19 protein-coding genes are annotated in these 26,643 nt (G+C 63.5%); 16 read left to right on the top strand and 3 right to left on the bottom strand.

The window, feature by feature from the left end; all coding sequences use genetic code 11:
- The first annotated feature begins 8 nt into the window (after positions 1-8).
- The 4 genes from JQ574_RS12340 (at position 9) to JQ574_RS12325 (ending at position 6,406) form a co-directional block, all read left to right on the top strand.
- A complete protein-coding gene (locus tag JQ574_RS12340; RefSeq protein WP_212208539.1) occupies positions 9-1,325 on the top strand; it encodes an aspartate aminotransferase family protein in 1,317 nt (438 codons plus the stop codon).
- 40 nt (positions 1,326-1,365) lie between these two features.
- Positions 1,366-3,030, top strand: a complete 1,665-nt coding sequence (locus tag JQ574_RS12335) for a hydantoinase B/oxoprolinase family protein (RefSeq protein WP_212208538.1) — start codon at positions 1,366-1,368, stop codon at positions 3,028-3,030.
- Between the two features lie 2 nt (positions 3,031-3,032).
- Entirely contained in the window at positions 3,033-5,075 is a 2,043-nt protein-coding gene (locus tag JQ574_RS12330; RefSeq protein ID WP_212383558.1) for a hydantoinase/oxoprolinase family protein, read from the top strand.
- Positions 5,076-5,170: 95 nt separating this feature from the next.
- Entirely contained in the window at positions 5,171-6,406 is a 1,236-nt protein-coding gene (locus JQ574_RS12325) for an ABC transporter substrate-binding protein (protein WP_212208536.1), read from the top strand.
- 167 nt (positions 6,407-6,573) lie between these two features.
- Here the strand turns inward: JQ574_RS12325 and JQ574_RS12320 are convergent, their stop codons facing one another.
- Complete coding sequence (locus JQ574_RS12320) at positions 6,574-7,788, bottom strand: mandelate racemase/muconate lactonizing enzyme family protein (protein ID WP_212208534.1); 1,215 nt, start codon at positions 7,786-7,788, stop codon at positions 6,574-6,576.
- 103 nt (positions 7,789-7,891) lie between these two features.
- The gene (locus JQ574_RS12315; protein WP_212208532.1) at positions 7,892-9,133 is read right to left on the bottom strand and encodes an amidohydrolase family protein; all 1,242 of its coding nucleotides are present in this window, start codon (positions 9,131-9,133) and stop codon (positions 7,892-7,894) included.
- A 167-nt stretch (positions 9,134-9,300) separates the two neighbouring features.
- Between JQ574_RS12315 and JQ574_RS12310 the strand changes: the two genes are divergently transcribed.
- Entirely contained in the window at positions 9,301-9,720 is a 420-nt protein-coding gene (locus tag JQ574_RS12310) for a nuclear transport factor 2 family protein (protein WP_212208531.1), read from the top strand.
- Between the two features lie 101 nt (positions 9,721-9,821).
- Here JQ574_RS12310 and JQ574_RS12305 read toward each other — a convergent pair whose 3' ends face one another.
- The gene (locus JQ574_RS12305) at positions 9,822-10,580 is read right to left on the bottom strand and encodes a GntR family transcriptional regulator (protein ID WP_212208530.1); all 759 of its coding nucleotides are present in this window, start codon (positions 10,578-10,580) and stop codon (positions 9,822-9,824) included.
- A 192-nt stretch (positions 10,581-10,772) separates the two neighbouring features.
- Here JQ574_RS12305 and JQ574_RS12300 point away from each other — a divergent pair, with 192 nt between their 5' ends.
- From JQ574_RS12300 to JQ574_RS12250, 11 genes are all read left to right on the top strand, one after another.
- A complete protein-coding gene (locus tag JQ574_RS12300) occupies positions 10,773-11,648 on the top strand; it encodes an ABC transporter ATP-binding protein (protein ID WP_212208600.1) in 876 nt (291 codons plus the stop codon).
- Positions 11,645-12,421, top strand: a complete 777-nt coding sequence (locus JQ574_RS12295; protein WP_212208528.1) for an ABC transporter permease — start codon at positions 11,645-11,647, stop codon at positions 12,419-12,421. The genes JQ574_RS12300 and JQ574_RS12295 overlap by 4 nt, the downstream gene beginning before the upstream one ends.
- Before the next feature lie 43 nt (positions 12,422-12,464).
- The gene (locus tag JQ574_RS12290) at positions 12,465-13,490 is read left to right on the top strand and encodes an ABC transporter substrate-binding protein (protein WP_212208599.1); all 1,026 of its coding nucleotides are present in this window, start codon (positions 12,465-12,467) and stop codon (positions 13,488-13,490) included.
- 124 nt (positions 13,491-13,614) lie between these two features.
- Entirely contained in the window at positions 13,615-15,057 is a 1,443-nt protein-coding gene (locus JQ574_RS12285; protein WP_212208526.1) for an amidohydrolase family protein, read from the top strand.
- 140 nt (positions 15,058-15,197) lie between these two features.
- Positions 15,198-17,636, top strand: a complete 2,439-nt coding sequence (locus JQ574_RS12280; RefSeq protein ID WP_212208525.1) for a CaiB/BaiF CoA-transferase family protein — start codon at positions 15,198-15,200, stop codon at positions 17,634-17,636.
- Complete coding sequence (locus JQ574_RS12275; protein WP_212208524.1) at positions 17,636-18,715, top strand: ABC transporter ATP-binding protein; 1,080 nt, start codon at positions 17,636-17,638, stop codon at positions 18,713-18,715. Before JQ574_RS12280 ends, JQ574_RS12275 begins: the two co-directional genes overlap by 1 nt.
- Positions 18,712-19,707, top strand: coding sequence for an ABC transporter ATP-binding protein (locus tag JQ574_RS12270; RefSeq protein WP_212208523.1), 996 nt, complete (start codon positions 18,712-18,714; stop codon positions 19,705-19,707). Before JQ574_RS12275 ends, JQ574_RS12270 begins: the two co-directional genes overlap by 4 nt.
- Before the next feature lie 23 nt (positions 19,708-19,730).
- Positions 19,731-21,278 carry an ABC transporter substrate-binding protein gene (locus JQ574_RS12265; protein ID WP_212208522.1) on the top strand — a complete coding sequence of 516 codons (1,548 nt, stop codon included), beginning with the start codon at positions 19,731-19,733 and terminating at the stop codon, positions 21,276-21,278.
- 4 nt (positions 21,279-21,282) lie between these two features.
- The gene (locus tag JQ574_RS12260; RefSeq protein ID WP_212208521.1) at positions 21,283-22,239 is read left to right on the top strand and encodes an ABC transporter permease; all 957 of its coding nucleotides are present in this window, start codon (positions 21,283-21,285) and stop codon (positions 22,237-22,239) included.
- On the top strand, positions 22,236-23,120 hold the full coding sequence (locus JQ574_RS12255) for an ABC transporter permease (protein WP_212208520.1): 885 nt from the start codon (positions 22,236-22,238) through the stop codon (positions 23,118-23,120). The genes JQ574_RS12260 and JQ574_RS12255 overlap by 4 nt, the downstream gene beginning before the upstream one ends.
- Before the next feature lie 76 nt (positions 23,121-23,196).
- On the top strand, positions 23,197-26,514 hold the full coding sequence (locus JQ574_RS12250; RefSeq protein ID WP_212208519.1) for a carboxyl transferase domain-containing protein: 3,318 nt from the start codon (positions 23,197-23,199) through the stop codon (positions 26,512-26,514).
- Positions 26,515-26,643 lie beyond the last annotated feature (129 nt).

The raw sequence follows: 26,643 nt of genomic DNA, 5'->3' as shown, positions 1-26,643 counted from the left end.
AAGATCGCATGTATCCGGATCCAAATTCCTCGTCGCAAAAAATGTACAACCGCGCACTGGCGAGTCTACCCGGTGGCAATACGCGCACCACCGTCTTCATGAAACCGTATCCGATCTACGCCGCGCGCGGCGAGGGATGTCGGGTGTGGGACCTCGATGGCAACGAGTACATCGATTGCATCAACAATTTCACCTCGCAGATTCACGGCCATGCACACCCGGTGTTGATCAAGGCCGCGACCGCGCAACTTGCGCTGGGATCGGCATTCGGGATGCCGACCGAATCCGAGGTCGACCTTGCCGAACTGCTCGCTGCGCGATTGCCGTCGGTCGACCAGGTGCGCTTTTGCAATTCGGGTACTGAAGCTGTCATGATGGCGTTGAAGGCCGCCCGCGCCCATACCGGCCGCCCCAAAATTGCAAAGTGCGAGGGCGCGTATCATGGCTCCTATGACTACGCCGAGGTCAGCCTCGATCCGACGCCGGAAGCCTGGGGCCGCAACGCACCGGTGTCCGTCGCTTACGCCAAAGGCACGCCCGACAATGTGCTGGCCGATGTCCTGACCATTCCGTTCAACGACACCGAGGCCGCGGTCAGCCTGATCCGCGAGCACGGTCCCGAACTCGCCTGCGTCCTGGTCGATCCCATGCCCAATCGCGCCGGTCTGGCGCCGGCCGATCAGGCCTATCTGGAGGCGCTGCGCAAGGTGACGCGCGAGGTCGGCGCGCTGCTCGTGTTCGATGAAGTGATCACGTTCCGGCTCGGCTATCGCGGCGCGCAGGGTCTGTTCAATATCGACCCCGATCTGACCACGCTCGCAAAAATCATCGGCGGCGGGTTTCCGGTTGGCGCGGTGTGCGGTCACAAGGAATTCATGGCGGTGTTCGACCCCCGGCCGGGCAAGCCTGCGCTGCCGCATGGCGGCACGTTCTCCGCCAATCCGGTGACGATGCGCGCCGGTATCGCCGCGATGGAACTGCTGGACGAGGCGGCGTTCGCGCGGCTCGATGCGATGGGGGAGGCGGTCCGATCAGGGATCGACGCAGCGTTCCGCCGCCACAATGTTCCCGGCCGCACGGTCGGGCTCGGGTCGCTGCTGAAGATACATCTCGTCGATCGTCCGGTGCGCGACTATCGCTCGGCCTATCCGACCGAAGCGGAAGCCAGGCGTCAGGTGGTTTTCAATCAGGCGCTGCTCAATCGTGGCGTGCTGGCGGCGGGCAATGGATTGATGGCATTGTCGACCCCGATGACGGATGCCGATATTCATGCGATCATCGATGCCGTATCGGCCGCGATATCGGAAGTGTCGGCCTCGCTCTAGGTTCAAGAACAACAAGGCAAGCAAGAACAACAAGGCAAGAATGTCCGCCAAGATCGATCCCATCACACGGTCCGTCGTCCAGCATCGGCTCAGTTCGATCGTAAAAGAGATGGGCGAGGCCATGCTTCGCACCTCCTATTCGCAGATCCTCAATTCCAGCCGCGATTTTTCGTTAGGGATTTGCGATACGCAGGCCCGCCTGATCGCCCAGGCCGATCATCTGCCGGTGCATGTCGGCGCGTTGCCATGGGCGACGATCGCGGTGGAGGAGCGCTTCAAGGACGTCAAGCCGGGCGACGTCTTCCTGCTCAACGATCCCTATTATGGCGGCAGCCACCTGCCTGATCTCACCGTCTTCGTGCCGGTGTTCGACGGCGACAAGCGGTTGCTCTGGACCATCGTGCGCGCCCACCAAAGCGATATCGGCGGCGCCACGCATGGCGCCTACAATCCCGGGGCAACGGAAATCTGGCAGGAGGGCCTGCGCATTCCGCCGATCAGACTGTCCGAGGCGGGGCGGCCGCGCGAAGACCTGCTCGAGATGCTGGCGCTGAATGTGCGAAACCCGCGCGAGTTTCGCGGCGACCTTGCTGCGATGCTGGGCGCGGCGCATCTCGGCGAACGTCGCGTCGCAAAACTGTTCAGCGAATTCGGCGCGCCGGTCGTCGAAGCGGCGATCGAAGCGATCCTGGATGCAACTGAACAGCAGACCCGCGCCGTGGTCTCGACCTGGAAGGACGGCGTCTTCCGCGGCGAGGCGTTTCTCGACGATGACGGCCATGGCCGCACGGATATCAGGATCGCGGCCAAGGTTACCAAGAAGGGCAGCGATGTCGAGGTCGATCTGACGCAGTCCGATCCGCAGTCGACCAGCTTTGTGAATTCCTCGCATGCCAACATGCAGGCCGCGGTCGCGATGGCCTTTGCCTATCTGATCGACGCTGACATCCCCAAGAACACCGGCGCGCTGCGCCCGTTAAAGGTGATCGCCAAGCAGGGGACGATCGTCTGGGCCGATCCGGGCCGGCCGGTGACGTTGTGCACCAGCCATCCCTCCAACGAGATCGTTGAAGCGATCGTGAAGGCCATGTCCGCCTCCTGTCCGCAGCGCGCGATGGCCGGATGGAGCCGCAGATTCCGGATCGCGATTCAGGGCGAGGATCCGCGCACCGGAAAGCAGTTCATCTGGCATTTGTTTCAGGCTCGACCGGGCGGCGGTGCTTCGTCCGGCGGCGATGGTTACTCGTCGATCGGCGAATGGCACAGCGTCGGTGGATTGAAGTTCGGAAGTATCGAGGTCGCCGAGGCGCGCTTTCCGTTGCACTTCCGCCAGCATGAATTCCGACCGGGCTCCGGCGGCGACGGCCAGTTCCGCGGCGGTCTCGGCGTTGCCCTCGATCTGGTGCTGGAAACCGAAAAGCCGTCGCGCGGCAACACCGCGGGCGATGGCGCACGCCATGGTCCCTGCGGCATGCTCGGCGGCGAGGACGGCGAACCGCATCATTATCGCCTGCTGTCCGAAGGCCGCGAGCCGCGCGTGTTGCGCACCAAGGAAGTCGGCATCGAACTCCATCCCGGCGATTGCCTCGAGATCCGCTCATCCGGCGGCGGTGGCTGGGGGCCACCGTCGAAGCGATCGGCGGAGGCGCGGCGGCGCGATGCCGAGCAGGGATTGACCAGTGTTTCCGCGGAGCGACGTGGCTGACGATGTACACAATCGGGGTTGACGTCGGCGGAACCTATACCGACCTGGTGGCCACGGATGCGTCCGGGCGCACGATGTTCGCAAAATCACCATCCACGCCGGCCGACCAGTCGATCGGCGTCATGACCGGGCTGGAAGAACTGGCGCGGCGATTGAACACGACGCGTGCGGATATGCTAGCCGCCACAGATCGGCTGGTGCACGGAACCACGGTTGCGACCAACGCGTTGCTGGAGCGCAAGGGCGCCAAGGTCGCGCTCTTGACCACCGAGGGCCATCGCGACGTCATCGAAATGCGCGAAGGCCTCAAGCCCGATCGCTACGATCTGCGCTCGCCGCCGCCGGAGCCCCTGGTGCCGCGCGAACTGCGTTTTGGCGTTCGCGAGCGGCTCAAGGCGAATGGCGAGGTCTTGATTGCACTGGACCAGCCCTCGCTTGATGAGGCCATCGCTGGCATCCGGAAATCCGGTGCAACTTCGGTCGCGATCTGCTTCCTGCATTCCTATCTCAACCCGGTCCATGAACTCGCCGTGGTCGAACGGCTCGCCAGGGAACTGCCTGACGTCAGCGTGTCGCGCTCCAGCGACGTGCTGCCGCAGATCAAGGAATATGAGCGCGTCTCGACCACGATCGTGAACGCCTATGTCGAACCGATCGTGCGGCGTTATCTCACCAATCTCGAACGGCGGCTGAAGGAGGCCGGCCTCAAGGGCAGCCTGTTCGTCATCCTGTCGCATGGCGGCATGGCGCCGGTCGAGGAAGCCTCACGCCTCGCCGCGGGCACGGTGCTGTCAGGGCCGGCGGGCGGGATGTCAGGCGGCCGACGCTGTGCTGAGCTGCTCGGCATTCCCGATCTGGTGCCGTTCGACATGGGCGGAACCAGCACGGACATCTCTCTCATTTCGGACGGGCAGGCCTCGCTCTCCGCTGATGGCCTGCTCGCGGGTCAGCGCATTGCGTTGCGCAGCCTCGACATTGCGAGCATTGCGGCTGGCGGGGGCTCGATCGCCAGCGTCGATGGCAGCCGCACGCTGCGGGTTGGTCCGGAAAGCGCCGGCTCGATTCCGGGCCCAGCCTGTTACGGCAATGGCGGGCAGGCGGCTGCTGTCACCGACGCCAATGTCATGCTCGGCTATCTCGATGCGGCGGCCTTCATGGGCGGGCAGCGCCCACTCGACCGCGCGGCGTCGGAAGCGGCTGTCGATCGTGTCGCCGCAGCCATGGAGCTCTCGCGCGTCGAGGCCGCGGCCGGCATTTACCGCATGATCAATTTGAACATGGCCGACGGCATCCGGTTGATGACGTTGCGCCGCGGCGTCGATCCCAGGAAATTCGCGCTGCTGAGTTTCGGCGGCGCGGCGGGTCTGCACGCGGCCGAAGTCGCGCGCGAACTGGAGATCAAGCGCATCATCGTGCCGACGGTAGCCTCCGTGCTGTCGGCATGGGGAATGCTGACCAGCGATCTGCGCTATGAGATGAGCCGCACGCATTATGGCAAGGCAGCGCGCATTTCAGCCGGCGAAGTGCGTGAGCTGTTCGCCGAACTGGAACAATCGGCTACCGGTCGGCTGCGCTCATGGTTCAACGGTCCGCTGTCGATCGAACGCTCCGCTGAAATGCGTTACGGCGAGCAGATTTTCGAGATCGACGTATCGCTGGACGGTCTCGACTGGAATGCGCCCGATCTCGTCGACCGGATCGAGCAGCGCTTCCATCGCAAGCACGAGGAACTCTATACCTACGCATCGCCCGGCCAGGAGGTCGTGTTCGTCAATGCGCGGGTCGCGGCGGTCGGTGCGGTGGCGCCGAACGATCAGAACACGCGGCCGGCGGCGTCCGCCAGCGCTTGCGTGCCACGCGGCAAACGTCAGGCGTTCTTTGGCGGCTGGCGCGAGGTGCCGGTCTACGCGCTCGATGCGCTGCAGCCCGGGCATTCGCTGACCGGCCCTGCCATTATTGAGGCGGAAACCACCACAGTGCTGGTCGATACCGGCGACCGTGTCAGCGTCAATGCGCTGGGGTGGCTGGATATTACGCTGCGCTGAACACAAAAATTGATTTCAACAGCGCCGGACTGGGCAGTATGGTCGCAAGCGCTGGGTTAGGCGTCACAAGCTTGAGTTAGCGTGAGGCCATGCTGATGAAAACAATAAATGCAACTGGAACTATCCTGGCCCTGTTAGCCGCCGCGCTGTTTGCCGGCATGCCGATATCAGCGCGGCAAGCCCATGGCGGCGGCGTCACCGATACCGAAATCCGCATCGGCAACATCATGCCCTATAGCGGGCCGCTGGCTGCATTCGCGGCGATCGGCAGAGCCGAAGCCGCCTATTTCGACATGATCAACGACCGCGGCGGCATCAACGGCCGCAAGATCAAATTCATCTCCCGCGACGACAGTTCCAATCCAAGGATGGCAGCCGAGCATACAAGTCAACTGGTGGAGCAGGAGAACGTGTTGCTGATGTTCGGCTCGTTCGGGACGCCGGGCAATCTGGCGACGCGGACCTATCTCAACGAGAAGAAGGTGCCGCAACTCTTTGTCGCGTCCGGCGACGAGGAGTGGGCGCATCCCAAGCGATTTCCTTGGTCCATGGGCTGGCAGCCGACGTTTCGCGCCGAGGGACGGATCTACGCCAACTACATTCAGGCCTCCTATCCGGATCGCAAGATCGCGGTGCTCTGGCAGAACGATCAGTTCGGACGCGATCTGTTCAGGGGATTGCAGGAAGGGCTCGGCGTCACGGCCCGCATGATCGTGGCTGATATCGCCATCGAGGCCGATATGTCGATCGATGCCCAGGTCGACATTCTCAAGAATTCCGGGGCTGAAGTGCTCGTGCTCAATTGCGCGCCGCCAATCTCGGCGCGTGCCATCCGAAGAGCGGCCGAACTGGGTTGGTATCCGGTGGTGGTGCTGGTCAATGCGGCGGCTTCGATCGCGAATGCACTGAGACCTGCCGGGCTTGCGAACGCCACGGGCGTGATCTCGACCTCGTTCCTCAAGGACGCTGGCGACACCACCTGGACGGAAGATCCTTCGATCAAGGCGTGGCTGTCATTCATGGACAAGTATTATCCCGACGGCGACAGGGAGGACAGTTACGCCATCTTCGGCTATGCCGTGGCCGAAACCCTGGTCCAGGTATTGACCCAGTGCGGCGACGACCTGTCACGCGAGAACATCATGCGGCAGGCCGCGTCGCTGAAGAATTATCAGAGCCCGATCATTCTGCCGGGCATTGCCATCAACACGGGACCTGCGGATTTTCACCCCATCAAGCAGATGCGGCTGGTGCAATTCGACGGCAACGCCTGGCAGCCGATCGGCGACGTGATCGAGAGCGCGTTTGCGAGCAAGCCGGGCGATAATTGAACTATCCCTCCGTCGTCCCGGCGAACGCCGGGACCCATACCGCGTGATCTCTCGATGAAGCGATATGGTCGATGCCTTCCGCAAAATGAAGGCCGGTGGTTATGGGTCCCGGCTCAAGGCCGGGACGACGTAAGCTAAGGCTGCCGCTACCCATCCTACACCAGCGCCTACTTCTTCTGCCCGTAACTCAACAGCCCGCCCTTGCTCTTTGCCGGATGGGCGCGCAGGCCTTCCTCGTTGGGTTCGGTGCCCCAGCCCGGCCGGTCCGAAATCACGAGGTGGCCGTCGACGATCTCGGGCAGATGGGTGAACAGTTCGTGGTCCCACGCCAGCCGGTCGATATCGGTTTCCATGATCCGCAAATTCGGCACCGCGGCGCAGAAGTGCGCGTTCATCATGGTGCAGAGATGGCCGTAGAAATTATGCGGGGCGACGTTGACCTCGAAATGCTCGGCGGCGGCCGCAATCTTCATCGACTGCCACACCCCGTTCCAGGGCGTGTCGATGATCGCGACATCCATGGCCTGTTCGTTGAAGTAGGGCAGGAATTCGCGGAGGCCCAGCAGCGTCTCGCAGGATGAGATCGGGTGCGGGCTCTGGCGGCGGATATAGCCCAGCGCCTGCGGATTGAAGGTGTCGATCTCGACCCAGAACATGTCCATATCCTTGATCGCGCGCAGGATCTTCAGATAGCCCTCGGTCTTGGCGTTGAAGTTGAGGTCGAGCAGCAGGTCGACATCGGGCCCGGCGCCGTCTCTGATAGCCTCGAGATGCATACAGAGATTGCGGATCACTGTGCGATCGACGTTGATCTCGGGCTCGAACGGCGAGCCGAAGCCGGGCCGCCAGCCCTGCGGCTTGCCGTCGGTGTAGACGAAGATGTTGGTCTTCATCGCGGTGAAGCGCTTTTCGCGGACTTCGCGGCCCATCGACTTGACGCCGTCGAGATCTGATATCGCCGGCTTGTACCAGTCCGGATGATTGATGCGCCAGGTCGCGCAATGCGACCAGTAGACCCGGACGCGGTCGCGGATCTTTCCTCCCAGCAGCTCATAGCAGGGCACGCCGAGCGCCTTCGCCTTGACGTCGAGCAGCGCGTTCTCGATGGCGCCAAGCGCCAGCGCCACCACGCCGCCGGCGGCCGGCCGCGTTGCGGCAAACAGCTCTGCGTAAATCCGCTCATGCTGAAAGGCATTCTTGCCGACCACCCGCGCCGACAGCCGTTCGATTGCCGCCGTGACGCCGGGCGCGCCAAAACCCTCGTCGTACTCGCTCCAGCCGACGATGCCGTCTTCGGTCATGATCTTGACGAAGTGATAGTTGCGCCAACCGGCGTCGCAGGAGAGCGTTTCAACGCTTCTGATCTTGGATGATTTAGTCATAATTTCCTGCCCGGCTGTTGTTTTCGTTGACCGATAACAACAACGGATTGGCAGGGGCGTCAATCGCGCGTAGCGCGATGCCCGTATGCGGCGGATGCGCTGCCTAAGCCTGCGGTGGAAACAGCGTCGGTTGGCGTCGCTCGAATACCTGACGCCCGTTCTTGAAGCCCATCAGCACATCGGGCAGTTCCGCGATCGCGTTCGGGCCGGTGTCGGTGTCGAGGATGACAAGATCGGCGGGATTGCCCGGCGCGATGCCGTAATCCCGCAGGTTCATCAGGCGCGCCGGCAAGTCCGTCACCAGATCGAGGCAGGCGTTGAATTCGCTGATCCCGGCGTGGGCGACATTGGCGTAGAAATTGGCCATGCGAAGCAGCGACGCATCGCCGAACGGCGTGAAGGGATTGAGCACGTTGTTGGTTGCGACCGAACACAGCACGCCGTTTTCCACCAGCCGATGCGCCGCGGTGAGGCCGCGTGGTGCATTGTGAGTGGCGTCGCGCCCCATCAAATAGAGATCGGTTGCCGGCAGCACGGTGACGGCGACGCCAGCCTTCGCCAGCCGTTCGGTCGCGGCTTTCAGACGATCCGGCGGCAACGCCGAGAGTTTGGTGGCGTGCCCGATCGCGACACGGCCGTGATAGTTGCGCCGCTCGGTTTGCCGGCAGACTTCCTCCAGATGCCACCAGGACGGATCGAGATCGAAGTCGAGATGCAGGTCGACATCGACGTCGAATTCCTGGGCGAGATCGAACAGTCTTTCGAGGTGCGCGTTCGGGTCGGTGTCCATATAGGGACAGCCGCCGATCGCTTCGCCGCCGTCGCGCAGCGCCGCGACCAGGAGTTCATCTGCGCCGGGATCGTTGGTCAGGCCTTCTTGCGGGAACACGCAGATCGACAGATCGATCGCCCAGGCATAGTCGCGCTTCAGCGCCTTGATCGCCTCGAAACCGCGCAGCGCGATGCGCGGGTCGATCTCGACATGCGTACGCATCCGCGTGGTGCCGTGCACGATGGCGCGCTCGAGCACCCGCGCACCGCGGGCATAGACGTCCTCGACGGTGAAATCCCGTTTCATGGCGGCGACCGCAGCGATGGCCTCGCTGACGGTGGCATGGTCGTGCCCGCAGCGGCCGAGGAGGCAGGCCTTGTCGAGATGGATGTGGGTGTCGACGAAGCCGGCGAGGGCGAGCTTGCCGCCGACATCGATCTCGGGCGCGTTGCAGGCAAGCCGCGGCTCGATGGCGGCGATCCGCCCCTCGGATACGCCGATATCGACCGGGAGGGCCGAGGCCCGGGTCCGGGCGTTGCGGAAGATCAGGTCGAAGGCGGCGCGCGCGGTCATCAGGACTTTAGGTGTTTCTTGGCTGGTTCGAGGTGAGGGAGCCTAGCGGAAGAGAGGTTTAGAGGCAGCTCCAGATTGTGTGCAGTTTATAGACCAAACTGTTCAAAATATGTGCATGCAATTCGGGGCCCCGATTGTAGTATTCCGGGGATCAGGAGCAGCCAGCCATGACCATTGCCGCCAAAGCCGAAAGCAAACCGATGTCGGACGCCGAGGTGGTCGAAGCCTATCTCACGGCCTCGATGATCCCGGATCCGGATGCGGCGGCGGCGTATATGAGGCCGGGCACCATCATTACCTTCACCGGCGGGCGCGAGTTCGATCATCCGCGCGGACCGACCGGCTTCAACGCCGCGCGCTATCGCTGGGTCAAGAAGAAGATGGATCGCTTCGACGTCTGTCCGGGGGCCGACGAGACCGTGGTCTACAGCATCGGCACGCTGTACGGCGAATGGATCGACGGCACGCCGTTCGAGGGCAACCGCTACGTCGATCGCTTCGTCGTCCAGAGCGGCCAGATCGTGAAGATGGACGTCTGGAACGACAGCGCCGAGAGAATTCTGGTGCAGCGGGGGATCGAGGCGTGAGGTCGTCATTGCGAGGAGCGAAGCAACGAAGCAATCCATCTATCCGTTATGCCGCGCTATGGATTGCTTCGATGCGCTCGCAATGACGGTCATAGACCGCGCTACCTAACCCTCACCACCTTCGGCATTTTCACCACGCGGTCGCTCTCGCCCTCATCGGCATAGGGTGCCAGAATATCCAGCAAATCGCGGCCGCGTTGCGGGGCCGGCGCGACCAAAGCCCGGTTCGCCACGGAATCCAGATGGCTGTGCATCAGGCTCATCACCTTGGCCTCGTCGCCCTTGACCAAGGCTGCGATAATTCCGCGGTGCTCATTGATGGCGCATTCCGACGAATGCGGGCGGCTGTACAGAGATAGCGTCAGACAGCAGCGATAGGCGACTTCGCTGACGTAACGCACCAGGATCGGGCTGTTCGTCATGTGCGCGAGCAGGATGTGGAACTCGGTCGCAAGACGAATGGATACCGCATCGGTGCCGTCGCGCGCACCATCCTCGGCGTCGACGTGGGCGTTCAGCGTCGCGATTTGGGCTTTGGTCAGTTTGCCGGCGAGCTGGCGCACCACGAGGCGTTCGAGTTCGATCCGGATATCAAAGGCGTCGCGGGCTTCCTGCCAGCTTGGCGTTGCCACGACAGCGATGCGGTTGCGGCGAAGTTCGACGAGGCCTTCCGCAGCGAGTTGTCCCAGCGCGTGGCGCGCAATGGTGCGGCTGACGCCGAAGCGCTCGCCCAAGGAATCCTCCGGCAGTTTCGCGCCGGGCTCCAGCGCCTGCTCGATGATGGCGCGGCGCAGCGCGCGGCAGATCACCCCGACCTTGTCGGATGATTCCGCATTCTTGCCGGCCGAACGAGGCGCCATGGACGAATCCTGAAGGAGTGCTTCGAATGCGCCCTCATAGCACAAATGGACGACAATTGAGCGCCTGAATTGCATGCAGTTTGGCGGCCGGATTGCCTAAAAGGAATCCGCTGGTTTGGGCGGCCTTTGCGATGCCATTGATTTCAAACGCGAGTTCTGCTGGCATCCGGCTTGCATGCACTTGTAGCCATGATGCGCATGCAACCACATTCCGAATTCTCCGGCGCGCCGGTTTCGGCCTCCGCCGCCCCCGCCGCCCCCATCGCCATTGAGCTCTCTGACGCCTCCGTCACCTTCGGCCGCGGCGAGCGGGCGGTGCCGGCGCTGTCGAAAACCACGCTTCGGATTGCCGACGGCGAGTTCGTCGCGCTGGTCGGCCCGTCCGGCTGCGGCAAGTCCACTATCCTGCGCCTGGCCAGCGGGCTCGTCCAGCCGACCACCGGCGTCGTGATCGTCGGCGGCCGGGAAGTCGCGGCGCGGGCGCTGCGCGTCGGCATGGCGTTCCAGAATCCGACCATGCTGCCCTGGATGACGATCGAGCGGAACATCATGCTGCCGCTCAAGATCGTCGAGCCGTTTCGCTCGCAATTCCGCAAGCTTCGCAAGACCGAATTCCGGGACAAGGCCAACGCGCTGCTGGAGCAGGTCGGCCTCAAGGGCTTTGGCAGCCGTTATCCCTGGCAGCTCTCCGGCGGCATGCTTCAGCGCGCCAATCTGTGCCGCGCGCTGATCCACGAGCCGCGCATGCTGCTGCTCGACGAGCCCTTCGGCGCGCTGGACCAGTTCACCCGCGAGGAACTTTGGTCGATCCTGCAGGACCTCTGGATGACCCACAAGGCGACCGTGCTGCTGGTGACGCATGATCTGCGTGAAGCCGCTTTTCTCGCCAGCCGCATCTGCGTGATGAGCGCGCGCCCCGGCCGCATCGTCGATGACAGCCCGGTCACCTTCAGCCGCCCGCGCACGGTGGCGATGACGTTCGAGCCCGATTTCGTAGCCCTGAACCAGAAGCTGCGCACCTTCATCGTCGATGCGCGCAGCGCGCCAGCCGAGGGAGCGGCATCATGACCGCAAGGGATATCAGACAAAAGGCCTGGTCGGCGGCACTGATCGTGCTGTTCTTTGTCGCCTGGGAACTGTTTTGCGTGATGACCGGGATGTCCGACCTGGTGCTGCCGCGGCCGTCGGAAGTCTTCGTGACGCTGTACCAGAAATTCCCGCTGCTGTGGCCGCATATCCTGCAGACGCTGGCGACGACGATGATCGGCTTCGTTCTCGGTGTCGGTCTTGGCGTCGTGCTCGGCGCGGTCATCGGCGTTTCCAAGACGGCTTACGACACGGCGTATCCGCTGCTGGTCGGATTCTCCTCGATCCCGAAAGTCGCTGTCGTTCCGATCTTCGTGCTGTGGTTTGGCTCCGGCTCGGTGCCGGCGGTGCTGACCGCGCTGTCGATCTGCTTCTTTCCGATCGTCGTCAACATCGCGACGGGGCTTGCGACCACCGAACCCGAACTCGAAGACGTGTTGAAAGCGCTCGGGGCCAGCAAGCTCGACATCCTCTGGAATGTCGGCCTGCCCCGCACCATGCCGTTCTTCTTCGCGTCATTGAAGGTTGCGATCAGCTACGCCTTTGTCGGCGCCGTTCTCTCCGAAACCGTGGCGTCGAACCGCGGCATCGGCAACGTGATGATGACCGCGTCCTCGAATTTCAACGTGCCGCTGGTGTTCGCCGGCCTGTTCGTGCTCGCCGGTCTCGGCGTCGCGCTCTACGTGATCTTCTCGCTGATCGAGGGCCGCGTCACCGGCTGGGCCACCCGAAAGAACGACATGATCGCGACATGACGATTTCACCAAACGCCATCCAACCCAGTCGAGGAGGTTCATGATGTTAACGAGAATAAGCGCCGCGCTGTTGGGACTATCTTTGTTCGCGGGTGCCGCGAACGCCCAGGAAACCACCATCAAGCTGACGCTGGGCTGGAAAACCCAGGGCAGCGACGCTGCGTTCTTCTATGCCAAGGACAATGGCTACTTCAAGGAAGAGGGTCTCAACGTCGTGATCGACCAGGGCGAGGGCTCCGGCGCGACGGTGACGCGGATCATGTCGGGCGCCTATGACGCCGGTTTCGGCGACGTCAACGCCATCATCCAGAACGCCTCGACCAAGCCGCAGGACGCGCCTGTGATGGTCTACCAGATCTGGAACCAGCCGCCCTTTGCGATCGTGACGAAGAAGACCAGCGGCATCAACACCATCAAGGATTTCGAAGGCCGCACCCTCGGCGGCGCGCAGGGCACGCCAACCACGCGGCTGCTGCCGGTGTTCGCGCAGAAGAACAAGCTCGAGGGCGAGAAGATCAAGATCTCCAACATGGCGCCGAACCTGCAGGAGCCGATGCTGATCAAGGGCGATATCGATGCTGCCCTGGTGTTCAACATCACCAGCTATTTCAACCTGGTGCTGAACCGCCAGGATCCCGACAAGGACTATAAGTGGTTCTCGTTCGGTGATTACGGCCTCGATCTCTATTCCAACGGCCTGATGGTCTCCCGGAAGCTGATCGCGTCCAATCCAAAGGCGGTCGCCGGGCTCGTTCGCGCCGTCAACAAGGGCATGATCGCGGTCGCAAAAGACCAGAACGCCGGCATGAAGGCCGCGCTCAACTACGACAATCTGATCAATGTCGACGTCGAAAAGCGCCGGCTGCAATATTCCTTCGACAAGCTGATCGTCTCGGCCGAGATGAAGGAAATCGGCGTCGGCGACGTCAAGGACGACCGCATGACCCGCGCCATCGGCATCATCGTCGAAGGCTATCAGCTTGCCCGGGCGCCGGCGGCATCGGAAATATTCTCGCGCGAATTCCTGCCGCCACGCGCGGAACGTGAATTGAAGTATACCGCGAACTAACCACGTCATTGCGAGCGCAGCGAAGCAATCCATGCTACCACGCGGAGAAAGATGGATTGCTTCGTCGCTTCGCTCCTTTGCACAAACGCCTTGCGTTTGTTGCAGGCAATGACGGAGTGCTATAATGCCAATAGCCGTTGCCGCACACAGCCTATTCTCTGGCCCTGACGCCGGTCTAATCGAAAACGCCGTGCTGCGGCACGATGATGGCCTGATCACATCCATCACCGAGGGCGCGCCGCCCGCCGCCGGCCCGCGCTCCCTCATCCTTCCCGCCTTCGTCAACGCGCACGACCACGCACGGCCGACCGCGTCGTCTTTCGGCGCGATCGGGATGCCACTGGAAAGCTGGATCCTGCGATCCGCGCTCGGCACGCCGGTCGATCCCTATCTCACCGCGGCCTCCGCGCTGGCGCGTTCGGCGCGGGCGGGGTGCGCCTCGATGATGGTGCATTACACGCGGCCGAGCGGGACCATGCCGCTGGTCGACGAAGCCAAGGCGATCGCGCGAGCGGCCTCCGATGTCGGCATCCGCATCGCGTTCGCCCTTGCGGTGCGCAACCAGAATCCAATCGTCTATGGCGATAGTGAATCGGTGCTGTCAGAGTTACCCGGTGATGACCGGAAGACGATCGAGGAACTGTTCGTTCGTGCGCCGATGTCGCCCAAAGCCTTTATCGAACTGACCGACGCGATTGCGGCAGCAATTGCGAGTCCCAAGGTCGATGTGCAGCTGGGTCCCGCAGGCGTGCAGTGGTGTTCGAAGCCGCTGCTTGAGGCGGTGGCGGAGAATTCCGCGCTGACCGGCCGCCGGATCCACATGCACCTGCTGGAAACGGTCTATCAACGCGCCTGGGCGGATGAGCATTTCCCTGATGGTATCGTTCGCTACCTCCGCGACATCGGCTTCCTGTCGGAGCGGCTGACACTGGCGCACTGCATTCATGCGCGGCCGAATGAAATCGAGATGATCGCCGCGTCAGGAACACGCATCGTGACCAATTTCAGTTCCAACATGCATTTGCGCTCGGGCCTAGCGCCGATCGCGGCCGCGCATCAATGCGGCTGCGCCATCGCCGTCGGCGTCGACGGTCTGGCGCTGGACGAGGATGACGATGTGCTGCGCGAGATGCGGCTGGTGCAGATGTTCCACGGCGGTCTCGGCTTCAAGCGAACCTGGACGCCCGCGGAGTTTTTCGGTCTTGCCGTCGCCAATGGCCGCAAGGCGACCGGCGCGCCGGGTACGGGCGCGTTGACGCCCGGCGCGCCGGCAGACTTTGTGACGATCGATCTCGATCGCCTCGATCGCGACGAGATCATGCCGGTCGATCCGATTGAACTGCTGTTCGCGAGAGGCAACGCGTCGCTGTTGCGCGAGGTGGTTGTCGACGGACGCACGATCGTCAGCGAAGGCCGTTGCACCGGCGTCGATCTTCCCGCGATCGAGAAGGAGTTGCGCGGCATCTACCGGGTCAATGCCGGCAAACTCGGAAATTTCCAGCGCGCGTGGCCGCTGCTTTCGACTTCGCTTCAAAACTGGTTCGAAGCGCAACTGGATTGCAGTTAAGCGCATCGCATCGTTCGCCAATTCCGTATCACGGAAGAAAATTCCGCTTGCATCGACAGGCGGGCAAGGTTTCATGGTCAGCAACAAAAAACTGAACCGGCGCGCGCATGACGTCGGTCGTTTGACCATGAGGAAGCGTGATGGGCGCGTTGGCGCATCTGCGGATTGTCGAGATCGGAAGCGCTGCGGCGACGAGCTATTGCGCGCGGCTGTTCGCCGATTTCGGTGCGACCGTGCAGAAGATCGAACCGCCCACGGGTGATCCGCTTCGCCGCGCCGCGCCGTTGACGCCAAAAGGTCACAGTGCCTGGTTTGCGTTTCTTAATTTCAACAAGTCGAGCGTGGCGCTCGATTCCAGCAACGTCGACGCTTCATCGCGCCTGACCGAACTGATCGCGGCGTGCGACATTTTGCTCGATGGCCGCGACATCGATGTGGCGGATTGTCCGGCCTTCGATCTTGCGGCGATCAAGCAGCGCAATCCCGGCCTCATTCATCTCGACGTAAGCTGGTTCGGCCGTGAGGGGCCGTATGCAGAATTCGAAGCGACGGACTCGACGATACGTGCACTAACCGGACTGGTAAAATTGGTCGGGCCGGTTGAGGGACCGCCGATGCATGCGCCGGACTTCCAGACGGGCATCTTCGCCGGCCTCTGGGGGTTCATCGCGGCGGCTTCCTCGGTGCTGGGCCGGATGCAGGACGGTCGGGGACGGTCGAACTCCCTGAGCATTTTCGAATCCAGTATCGCGGTGACCGAATACATCATGTTCGAATCGTTCGTGCGCGGCGACATCATGCGGCGCATCGGCGTCAACCGCTTCTGGCCGACGTTCCCGGTCGGCATCTACGAGACGAGGCAAGGCTGGCTCGGCGTTACCACGGTGACACCGGCGCAATGGCGCGCCTTCTGCGACATGCTGGGGCTGCCGGAATTGCGCGACGATGCGGCGCTGTTCATGGGCGTCGATCGCCTGCAGCATATCGACTTGATCGAGGGCAAGATCATTCCGAGACTGAAACAGCGCACCGCGCAGGAGTGGTTTGCCGAGGGCATGCAGCGCAAAATACCGATCGTGCCGGTGCCCGACATCCGCGACCTCATCGCCGACGAGGAGAAGAAGGCGCGTGGCGCGATCGTGCCGGTTATGATCGGCAGCGAAACCGGCTTTACGGCAGGCTCGATGCATCGCTTGACCGGAACACCGCCACGCCGCGGCGGCGCGGTTCCCGATATCGGCGAGCAAATGCTCGGCTGCGCGCATGTCAGCGAGGCCGCGAAACGGGTGCCGGTGCCTGCAGAGCAGGGATCAGGCCGCCTGCCGCTGGAAGGCATCCGCGTGATCGATTTCTCGATGGGCTGGGCCGGGCCGATCTGCACGCGCACGCTGGCCGATCTCGGCGCCGACGTCATCAAGATCGAGGCCACGCAATATCCGGATTGGTGGCGCGGGGTGGACCGGCGGCCGGCCTATGTTCTCGAACAGATGTACGAGAAATCGGTGCGCTACTGCATCATGAACCGCAACAAGCGCGGCATCACGCTCGACCTGACTCGCCAGCAGGGCCTCAATCTCGCAAAACGACTGTTGGCGGATGCCGACGTCGTCGTCGACAATTACTCCGTCGAGGTATTGCCGAAGCTCGGGCTCGGCTATGAGGTGCTGAGCAAGCTCAATCCCAAGCTGGTCATGATGTCGATGTCGGCGTTCGGCGCCGGCAGCGTGCACCGCGATTGCCGCGCCTATGGCTCGACGCTCGAGCAAGGCTCGGGCCTGCCGAGCGTGGTCGGCGATCCCGATGGCCCGCCTGTAATGAGCCACACCGCGTTCGGCGATGCCGTCGGCGGCTTGAATGGCTGCGCCGCGGTGCTCACGGCACTGATCCACGCCAAGCTCACCGGCAAGGGGCAGTTCATCGATCTGGCGCAGATCGAATGCATGATGCCGTTTGCAGCGCCCTGGATCGTGGCGCATTCGATCGACGGCAAAGAACCGGTCAGATACGGCAACCGCCATCCGGATTTCGTGCCGCATGGCTGCTTTCCCTGCGCCGGCGTCGATAACTGGATCCTAGTCGCGGTTTCCAGCGACGCGATGTGGCCAAGGCTTGCAAAATTGCTCGGCCGGGCCGATTGGGCCACTGACGCCTGGCTGAAGAGGGCGGTGGGACGGCGCGCCATCGAGCGTGAGATCGAGGCCGCTATCACCGCATGGACGTCAACGCGCGACCCCGAAGAGGCGATGAACGCATTGCAAGCCGCGGGCATCGCATCAGGCGTGGCGCGATTGCCGATCGAACTGTTGCAGGATCCGCAACTGCATGCGCGCGGCTTCATTCAGGAGGTCGACCGCGCCTTTATCGGAAAACATCCGCAACCCTCGATGCCGTTCCGTGAGGGCGCAAAGCCGTTTCCGATCCGAACTGCGCCGCCGACGCTCGGCGAACACAATCAGGAAATTCTCGGCGCGCTGCTCGGGCTTTCCGATGCCGAGATCGATCAGCTGGTCCGCGATGGCATCATCGGAACCGAGATGCTGATGGAGGAACAGCTTGTGAAGAAGCGGGCGGCGGGTTGATGGCAACGGCTCAGCCGGCACAGCGCGGATCGGAAGCGGTTGCGGGCGGCCCGCAGGCGCTGATGTCGGTGCGCGGCCTCGGCATCCGCTTCAAGACCTCGCTCGGTGTCTGGCAGGCGACCCGCAAGATCGATTTCGACATCGCCCCTGGCGAGCGCGTCGGCATTGTCGGCGAAAGCGGCTGCGGCAAGACCATCACCGGGCTGTCGATCCTGCGGTTGTTGCCGAACAATCTGGCCGGGCTCGACGGCTCGATCCATTTCGATGGCACCGATCTGGCGTCCTGCAGCACACGGGAGATGCGTGCGATCCGCGGTCGGCGCATCGCGATGATCTTTCAGGAGCCGATGAGCGCGCTCGATCCGGTATTCACGGTCGGCCATCAGATCGCCGAGACGCTACGCGTTCATACCAACGTCACCAGGGAAGAGGCGAGGGAGCGCACGCTCGAGATGCTGCGCCGAGTCGGCATCGCCTCGCCGGAGCGCCGCATCGACGATTATCCACACCAGCTTTCCGGTGGCATGCGCCAGCGCGTGATGATCGCAGCAAGTCTGATCTGCGGACCGCAGCTGTTGATCGCGGACGAGCCGACCACGGCGCTCGACGTCACGGTGCAGGCCCAGATCCTGGAATTGCTGCGCGACCTCAGCGAAACCTCCAATACGGCGCTGATGCTGATCACGCATGATCTCGGCGTCGTCGCCGAGACCTGCACGCGCATGATCACGATGTATGCGGGCGAGGTGATCGAGGACGCCGCTGTCGATGACGCGCTGGTGCGGCCGCTGCATCCCTACACGTCCGGCCTGCTGCGCTCGCTGCCGCATCTGAGCCCGCGGCACGGCAAGCTGCCGTCGATCCCGGGCCGGGTACCGTCGATCATGGACATGCCCAACGGCTGCCGCTTCAAGGCGCGCTGCGCGCATGCGGTCGCCGGCTGCGAGAAAGAGCAAGCGCTGCTCGATGCCGGCAACGGCCGCAAGGTGCGTTGCTGGCGTTTTCGCGAGCTCGAGCTGCCCGGCGCCTTGCAGCACGCAGCGACGTCGCCAATCGCGGCGATGGTGGCCAGCCCATGACGCCGCAGACCGCCGATAATGCCATCGTCTCGGTGCGCGATCTGCAGGTGGGCTTTCAAACCACCGATCGCCGCGCCGTCGTGAAGGCGGTGGACGGCGTGAGCTTCGACGTTCGCCGCGGCGAAACCTTCGGCATCATCGGCGAGTCCGGATCGGGCAAGACCACGATCGGCCGCGCGCTGGTGTTTCTGCTGAAACCGAGCGGCGGCGCGATCCTGCATAATGGCGTCGATCCGCTGGCGATGCCGCGGCAACAGTTCCAGAACCATCGCCGCGACTACCAGATCATCTTCCAGGATCCGAATGCCGCGCTAAATCCGCGCATGACGATCCTCTCGTCGGTGCTGGAGCCGCTCGAGCTGGCGCGCGCCGGATCGAAGGCCGAGCGGCTGCAGCGGGCGCATGAGGCGATGGATCGGGTCGGGTTGCCGCTGGACCTTGGCGAGCGCTATCCGCACCAGTTGTCCGGCGGCCAGAAGCAGCGCGTGGTGATCGCCCGGGCGCTCACGCTACGCCCGAAGATGATCGTTTGCGACGAGGTAGTGGCGGCGCTCGATATGTCGATCCGCGGCGACGTGCTCAATCTGTTCGCCGAACTGCAGCGCGACCTCGGTCTCACTTACGTCTTCATCACCCACGATCTCGCCGTGGTATCCCACATCAGTGAACGCATCGCCGTGATGTATCTCGGCCGCTTTGTCGAATTGGGACCGACGGAGAAAGTCTCGGAACATCCGCTGCATCCCTATACCCGGGCGCTGCTGTCGGCCGAGCCACGGCCGCTGCCGTCGACCATGCGCGGCAACAATCGCATCGTCCTGCAGGGCGAAATCCCAAGCCCGATCGATCCGCCGTCGGGATGCCGCTTCCGCACCCGCTGCCAGTATGCGCAAGCCGTCTGCGCCGAAAAGACGCCGGACTGGCGCGAGCTGATGCCCGATCACTGGGTCGCCTGCCATTTCGCCCACCGCCCGAATTTTTCACCGAACTAACAAAAACCGCCGGAGGAATTGCCATGACACAGACGACGCGACGCGAGGTAATGGCGCTGATATCGGGCGCGCTGGCCGGTGCAACCCTCGGCGGCCCTGCATTTGCGCAAGGCGCGCCGAAGCGCGGCGGTATCCTGCGCATTTCGGCGCCGGCGAACCCATCGAGCCTTGACCCCGCGACCGGCGGCGCCGGTTCGGACCATGCCTTCCTGTTCACGATGTACGACACGCTGACCGAATGGGATTTCGAGACGCTCAAGCCCAAGCCCGGCCTCGCCGAGAGCTGGAGCTTTTCGGACCCGACCACCCTGGTGCTCAACATCCGCTCCGGCGTGACCTTCCACGACGGCACGCCGCTCGATGCCGAGGCCGTCAAGTTCAACCTGGAACGCAACAAAAGCGATCCGAAATCCAACATCAAGGCTGATCTCGCCGCGATGGAATCGGCTGCGGTGACCGGTCCGTTGCAGGTCACGGTGAAGCTGAGCACACCCGACGCAGCATTGCCCGGCATTCTCTCCGACCGGGCCGGCATGATGGTGTCGCCGGCCGCGGTCAAGGCCAGTGCGGCCGGCAATGTCGCGCGCACGCCGGTCGGCGCCGGCGCCTATACCTTCGTCAGCTGGGCGGACGGCGAGAAGATCGTCATCAAGCGCAACGAGAAATACTGGAAGCCGAACCGTCCCTATCCAGATGGAATCGAGTTCTCGATCATTCCGGAATTGACGACCGGATCACGCTCGGTGACCGCCGGCCAGAACGATCTTATGTATCAGCTGCCGCCGCGGCAGAAGGCGATCGTGGAGCGCGCCAGCAACATCAAGATCTTCAACGGCCCGACGCTCTACGTGTTCCAGATTTTCCTGAACTGGGCAAAACCGCCGTTCGACAACATCAAGGTGCGTCAGGCCTTCAATTTTGCGATCGATCGCGAAACCTTCGTCAAGGCGGCGCTCGCAAGCCTTGCCGAGCCGGCCTACATGAACCTGCCGAAAGCGCATTGGGCCTACGACAAGTCGGTCGCCGGGCTTTATCCTCACGATCCCGACAAGGCGAAGAAGCTGCTTGCCGAGGCCGGATTCAAGGACGGCTTGCCGATCGAACTGGTCGGCTATCCCGATCAGGATTCGGTGCAGCGCCAGGAAATCCTGATCGAACAGTTCCGCAAAGCCGGCATGAATGTGCGGTTCCTGAATGCGCCGATCGCGGAAGCCTCTGCTGCGTTCTTCGGCGCCGAGAAGCGTGGCTCCGGCATTCTCGCGGCATGGACCGGGCGGCCCGATCCGAGCCTGACCTATTCGCTGATGTTCACCAAGGACGCCTATTACAATGGCGGCCGGGGCGCGGTTCCGCCGGAGCTCGAAGCCGCGATCAAGGAATCGCGCGCGTCGGAAGACATCGAGCTGCGGCGCAAGGCGTTCGCGACCGTGCAGCGGCTGGTGATGGAAAACGCTCTTGTGGCGCCGCTCGCGTTCCAGTTCGAACTGGTCGCCATGAACAAGAAAGTGCAGGGCTACAGGCCGAACCTGCTGGGCAAGCCGAAATACGACGACGTCTGGCTGGAGAGCTGACCGAATGGCGCGACGAAGTCCGACAAGGGTCATCGGCGGCCGCCTGCTGCAGGCGCTGCCCGTGATCCTGCTCGCGACCTTCATGGTGTTCGCGCTGCTCAAACTGGTGCCCGGCGACATCGCGGTGACGCTGGCCGGCGACAACGCCACCGACGCGCGCATTACCGAAATCCGGAAGATCTACGGCCTCGATCGGCCGTTCCTGGTGCAGTACGGCGCGTGGCTGGCGAATGTCGTGCAAGGCGATCTGTCGCAATCGCTGCTGACGGGCGAGAAGGTCGCGACCTCGATCTCGCGGGCCTTTCCCAATACGCTCTTGATCGTGGCGATCGCGCTGGTGCTGGCGCTGGTCACGGGAATTCCAATGGGGGTGATCGCCGCGATCAAACCCGATGGCTGGGTCGACAAGACCGTGAGCCTGATCGCGTCGCTCGGTGTCGCTATACCCGGCTTTTGGCTGGCGATGATTCTGGTCGCCGAAATTTCCCTCAAGCTGAACTGGCTGCCGGCGACCGGTGCGAAATCCTTCAGCGTTTCGCCCATCGAGGCGATCCGGCATGCGCTGCTGCCGGGCATTGCGATTGCCGCCTACGGCATGGCCGAGGTGGCGCGGCAGTTGCGGGGATCGCTGCTGGAAGTGCTGTCGTCGCAATATGTGCGCACCCTGCACGCCAAGGGCCTCTCGATGACGCGCATCCTGTGGCAGCACGGGCTGAAGAATGTCAGCGTCAATCTGTTCACGATCATCAGCATCCTGGTCAACCGCATGCTGGCGGCGACCGTCGTGATCGAAGCCGTATTTGCGATTCCCGGCCTCGGTAGCCTGATCGTGCGCGGCGCCATCCAGCGTGATTTTCCGATCGTGCAGGGCGTGGTCTTTACGATGGTGATCGTAGTCATTCTGGTGAACCTGATCGCGGATTTGCTGTGCGCGGCCGTTGATCCCCGGATCGAACAATGACCGACATGGCGCTCGAAACCCCCAAGCGACTGGTCCAGCCGAGCCGGCTGCGGCGGTTTTTCCGCTGGCTGGCGGGCGATCTGCGCGCCGCGCTGGCGATCCTGGTGCTGCTGGTGCTGGTGGTTGTCGCGATCGGCGCGCCCTGGATCGCGCCCTATCTGCCGACCGCGCAGGACGCCAACAACATGCTGGCGGCGCCGGGCCCCGGGCATCTGCTCGGCACCGACGATCTCGGCCGCGACATCTTCAGCCGGCTGATCTATGGCGCGCCGGCAACTGTCTATGCCAGCCTGCTCGCGGTCAGCGTCGCGGTTGCGATCGGCCTGCCGGTCGGCCTGGCCGCCGGGTTCTTCGGCGGCTGGACCGACGACATCATCAGCCGTGTCATCGACACGTTCCTGTCGTTCCCGGCGATCGTGCTGGCGATCGCGGTCACCGGCGCGCTCGGCATCGGCCTCACCAACGGCATGATCGCGGTCGGGATCGTGATGTTTCCGGCGCTGGCGCGAATCGTCCGGGCGCGGACGCTGATCGTGCGGCAGGAGCTCTACGTCGACGCCTCCAGGTGCTTTGGGGCGCCGGCCTGGCATATCCTGTGGAAACACGTGCTGCCGAACGCCCTGCAGCCTGTGATCGTGCAGGTCACGCTGCTGCTGGCGGCAGCCCTGCTGGCGGAGGCCAGCCTCAGCTTCCTCGGGCTCGGCATCCAGCCGCCAAACCCGAGCTGGGGGGCGATGCTGGCCCGTGCCTACCAGTATATGGAGATCGCGCCGGAGCAGATGTATGCCCCGGGGCTTGCCATTCTGGTGGTCTCGTTGGCATTCAATGCGCTGGGAGAGTCCTTGCGTATCGTGCTCGATCCGACCATGAAGGATCGATAGGGCATGACCCGGAAAAGTGGGCACCGGTTTTCCGATAAGGTCATGCTCAAATGAAAAGTCTTTTGCGGAAGTTCTTATGCCTTTCAATAGACTCCTGATCGCCAACCGCGGCGAGATTGCCATTCGAATCGCGCGGGCTGCGGGCGAGACCGGCCTTGCCACCGTTGCGATCTATCCCGCCGATGACGCCCTGTCGCTGCACGTTCGCTCCGCCGACGTGGCGCATGAAATCCCGGGGCGGGGCGCACGCGCCTATCTCGACATCGAAGCCGTCGTCGCCACCGCCAAGGCCACCGGCTGCGATGCACTGCATCCCGGTTACGGTTTTCTCAGCGAAAACACCCTGCTGGCCCGGCGTTGCGCGGAAGAGGGCATCACCTTCGTCGGCCCGTCGCCGGAGGCGCTGGATCTGTTCGGCGACAAGGCCAAGGCCAAGGCGCTGGCAAAAGAGACTGGCGTGCCCATCATCGAGGGCACCAGCGGCCCGACCTCGCTCGACCAGGCCAGGGATTTCTTCGCGTCGCTCGGCGCCGGCGCCGCCGTCATGATCAAGGCCATCGCCGGCGGCGGCGGCCGCGGCATGCGGATCGTGGACGATGCGGCAAAGCTGGAAGAGGCCTATGCGCGCTGCCAGTCCGAGGCCAAGGCGGCCTTCGGCAGCGACGGCGTCTATGTCGAGCGCCTGATCCGAAACGCCCGCCACATCGAAGTGCAGATCATCGGCGACCACCATGGCGCGATCAGCCATTTGTGGGAACGCGAATGCACGATCCAGCGCCGGAACCAGAAGCTGATCGAGGTGGCGCCAAGCCCGTCGCTGAGCAACAGTCTGCGCACGCGGATCATTGACGCCGCCCGGGAACTCGCGGGCGCCGCAAACTACGACAATCTCGGCACCTTCGAATTCCTTGTCGATGGCGATGCCAAAGGCGATGCGCAGGCCTTCGCCTTCATCGAGGCCAATCCGCGGCTGCAGGTCGAGCACACCGTGACCGAGGAGGTGCTCGGCGTCGATCTGGTGCAGGCGCAGCTCGCCGTCGCCGGCGGCGCCACGCTGGGCTCGCTCGGCCTCGCACAGGCCTACATCCCAAGACCGCGCGGCTACGCGATGCAGCTCCGCGTCAACATGGAGGTGATGGACGAGCACGGCGTCACCAAGCCGACCGGCGGCACGCTCTCCATGTTCGATCTGCCGGCCGGCCCCGGTGTCCGCGTCGATACGTTCGGCTATTCCGGCTACAGGACCAGCGCCGCCTTTGACTCGCTGCTCGCCAAGGTCATCGTGCACGCGACCGGCCCGAACTGGGCCGATGTGGTGCAGAAGGCCACCCGCACGTTGCGCGAATTCCGCATCGGCGGCGTCGCTACCAATATTCCGTTCCTCGGGGCGGTGCTGGCGCATCCGGATTTCGTCGCCAACCGGATCAATACCGGCTTTATCGATACCCATGTCGCTGCATTGGTGCACGCGGCGAACGATCTTTCGGCGCCCGAGCTGCTGGAAGCGGGCGCGGCCGTGTCGATTCCCGAGGCCCCCGAAGCCTCGGCCGGGTCGGCCGGTCCGGCCGGCTCCGTCCCGGTACCGGCGCCGCTGCAGGGTACGATCGTTGCGATCGAGGTGCGGGAAGGCGATCTCGTCCGGCCCGGCCAGCAGATTGCGGTGCTCGAATCCATGAAGATGGAGCATCTGGTGACCGCGCCGCATGGCGGCAAGGTGACGAAGATTGCTGCCGACGCCGGCGTCACCCTGATGCAGGACGAAGCCATCCTGTTTCTCGAACCGGCCGAGATCGATGCCCACAATGTGGCGGAGGAAGAGGATGTCGATCTCGACCACATCCGCCCTGACCTCGCCGAACTGATCGCGCGTCACGCCATCACGCTGGACGAGAACCGGCCGGCCTCGGTCGAGCGCCGTCGCAAGACCAACCAGCGCACGGCGCGCGAAAACCTCGCGCAGCTCGTCGATGAAGGATCGTTCGTCGAATATGGCTCGCTGGCGATCGCGGCGCAGCGGCGGCGGCGCAAGGTCGACGACCTCATTCAGAACACGCCGGCTGACGGCCTGATCTCCGGCGTCGCCACCGTGAATGCGGAAAAATTCGGCGCGGAAGGCGCGCGCTGCATGGTGATCTCCTATGACTACACCGTGCTGGCGGGCACCCAGGGTCATATGAACCACAAGAAGATCGACCGCATGCTGGGGCTCGCCGAACAATGGCGGATGCCGCTGGTGTTTTATGCCGAGGGCGGCGGCGGCCGTCCCGGCGATACCGACCGGCTCGGCATGACCGGCCTCGACGGGCCGTCCTTTGTGCAATTTGCAAAACTGTCGGGGTTGGTGCCTGTCATCGGCGTCGTCTCCGGCTATTGCTTCGCCGGCAATGCCGCGATGCTCGGCTGCTGCGACGTGATCATTGCCACCAAAAATGCGTCGATCGGCATGGGCGGTCCGGCCATGATCGAGGGTGGCGGTCTTGGCGTCTATCATCCGGCCGAAGTCGGCCCGGTGTCGTTTCAGTCGCCGAACGGCGTCATTGACATCCTGGTCGAGGACGAAGCGGAAGCAACCTCCGCCGCGCAAAAATATCTGTCGTATTTCCAGGGCACAGTGACGGATTGGAAGGCGCCGGACCAGCGGCTGCTGCGGCGCGCGATCCCGGAGAATCGCTTGCGGGTCTATGACATCCGGGCCGTGATCGACCTTATCGCCGACGAGGGATCGGTGCTGGAAATTCGCCGCGATTTCGGCGTCGGCATGATTACGGCGTTCATCCGCATCGAGGGAAAACCGTTCGGGCTGATCGCCAACAATCCAAAACACCTTGGCGGCGCGATCGATGCCGCGGCCGGCGACAAGGCCGCGCGCTTCCTGCAGCTCTGCGATGCCTTCGACATTCCGATCGTGTCGCTGTGCGATACGCCGGGCTTCATGGTCGGGCCCGAAGCGGAAAAGACCGCCATTGTGCGCCACGTGGCGCGGATGTTCGTGACCGGCGCCAGCCTCACGGTGCCGTTGTTCGGCATCGTGCTGCGCAAGGGCTATGGCCTCGGCGCGCAAGCCATGATCGGCGGCGGCTTTCATGCCTCGTTCTTCACGGTGGCGTGGCCGACCGGCGAATTCGGCGGCATGGGCCTGGAAGGCTATGTCCGGCTCGGCTTCCGCAAGGAAATGGAAGCGATCGCCGATCCCGAGGAGCGCGAGAAATACTACAAGGCCAAGGTCGCCGAACTCTATGCCAACGGCAAGGCGGTCTCGATCGCTTCGGTGCTGGAGATCGACGAGGTCATCGATCCCGCTGATACCAGACATTGGATCATGTCGGGGCTGCGCTCGGTGCCGAAGCCGGAGCCGCGGAATGGACGGAAGCGGCCGTGTATTGATGCGTGGTGAGAGAGCCGAAAATCCGTCCACGTCGTCCCGGCCTTGAGCCGGGACCCATAACCCCGGTCATCTATTGTTAGGCAAGGCGTCTGCCACATCGCGATCTCGATAGATCACGCGGTATGGGTCCCGGCTCAA

This window comes from Bradyrhizobium sp. AUGA SZCCT0158 (genome assembly GCF_018130065.1).
GTDB lineage: Bacteria > Pseudomonadota > Alphaproteobacteria > Rhizobiales > Xanthobacteraceae > Bradyrhizobium.
The sequence above is the reverse complement of the archived record's forward strand: the minus strand, read 5'-3'. Positions and strand labels throughout refer to the sequence as shown.

Bases quoted from the DNA above. Each gene is read 5' to 3' on its own strand.
- JQ574_RS12285 (WP_212208526.1), top strand. From the start codon at position 13,615: ATGCCAATAGCCGTTGCCGCACACAGCCTATTCTCTGGCCCTGACGCC.
- JQ574_RS12325 (WP_212208536.1), top strand. From the start codon at position 5,171: ATGAAAACAATAAATGCAACTGGAACTATCCTGGCCCTGTTAGCCGCC.
- JQ574_RS12330 (WP_212383558.1), top strand. From the start codon at position 3,033: ATGTACACAATCGGGGTTGACGTCGGCGGAACCTATACCGACCTGGTG.
- JQ574_RS12300 (WP_212208600.1), top strand. From the start codon at position 10,773: ATGCGCATGCAACCACATTCCGAATTCTCCGGCGCGCCGGTTTCGGCC.
- JQ574_RS12280 (WP_212208525.1), top strand. From the start codon at position 15,198: ATGGGCGCGTTGGCGCATCTGCGGATTGTCGAGATCGGAAGCGCTGCG.
- JQ574_RS12290 (WP_212208599.1), top strand. From the start codon at position 12,465: ATGTTAACGAGAATAAGCGCCGCGCTGTTGGGACTATCTTTGTTCGCG.
- JQ574_RS12265 (WP_212208522.1), top strand. From the start codon at position 19,731: ATGACACAGACGACGCGACGCGAGGTAATGGCGCTGATATCGGGCGCG.
- JQ574_RS12260 (WP_212208521.1), top strand. From the start codon at position 21,283: ATGGCGCGACGAAGTCCGACAAGGGTCATCGGCGGCCGCCTGCTGCAG.
- JQ574_RS12295 (WP_212208528.1), top strand. From the start codon at position 11,645: ATGACCGCAAGGGATATCAGACAAAAGGCCTGGTCGGCGGCACTGATC.
- JQ574_RS12250 (WP_212208519.1), top strand. From the start codon at position 23,197: ATGCCTTTCAATAGACTCCTGATCGCCAACCGCGGCGAGATTGCCATT.
- JQ574_RS12275 (WP_212208524.1), top strand. From the start codon at position 17,636: ATGGCAACGGCTCAGCCGGCACAGCGCGGATCGGAAGCGGTTGCGGGC.
- JQ574_RS12255 (WP_212208520.1), top strand. From the start codon at position 22,236: ATGACCGACATGGCGCTCGAAACCCCCAAGCGACTGGTCCAGCCGAGC.
- JQ574_RS12310 (WP_212208531.1), top strand. From the start codon at position 9,301: ATGACCATTGCCGCCAAAGCCGAAAGCAAACCGATGTCGGACGCCGAG.
- JQ574_RS12320 (WP_212208534.1), bottom strand. From the start codon at position 7,788: ATGACTAAATCATCCAAGATCAGAAGCGTTGAAACGCTCTCCTGCGAC.
- JQ574_RS12270 (WP_212208523.1), top strand. From the start codon at position 18,712: ATGACGCCGCAGACCGCCGATAATGCCATCGTCTCGGTGCGCGATCTG.
- JQ574_RS12315 (WP_212208532.1), bottom strand. From the start codon at position 9,133: ATGACCGCGCGCGCCGCCTTCGACCTGATCTTCCGCAACGCCCGGACC.
- JQ574_RS12335 (WP_212208538.1), top strand. From the start codon at position 1,366: ATGTCCGCCAAGATCGATCCCATCACACGGTCCGTCGTCCAGCATCGG.
- JQ574_RS12340 (WP_212208539.1), top strand. From the start codon at position 9: ATGTATCCGGATCCAAATTCCTCGTCGCAAAAAATGTACAACCGCGCA.
- JQ574_RS12305 (WP_212208530.1), bottom strand. From the start codon at position 10,580: ATGGCGCCTCGTTCGGCCGGCAAGAATGCGGAATCATCCGACAAGGTC.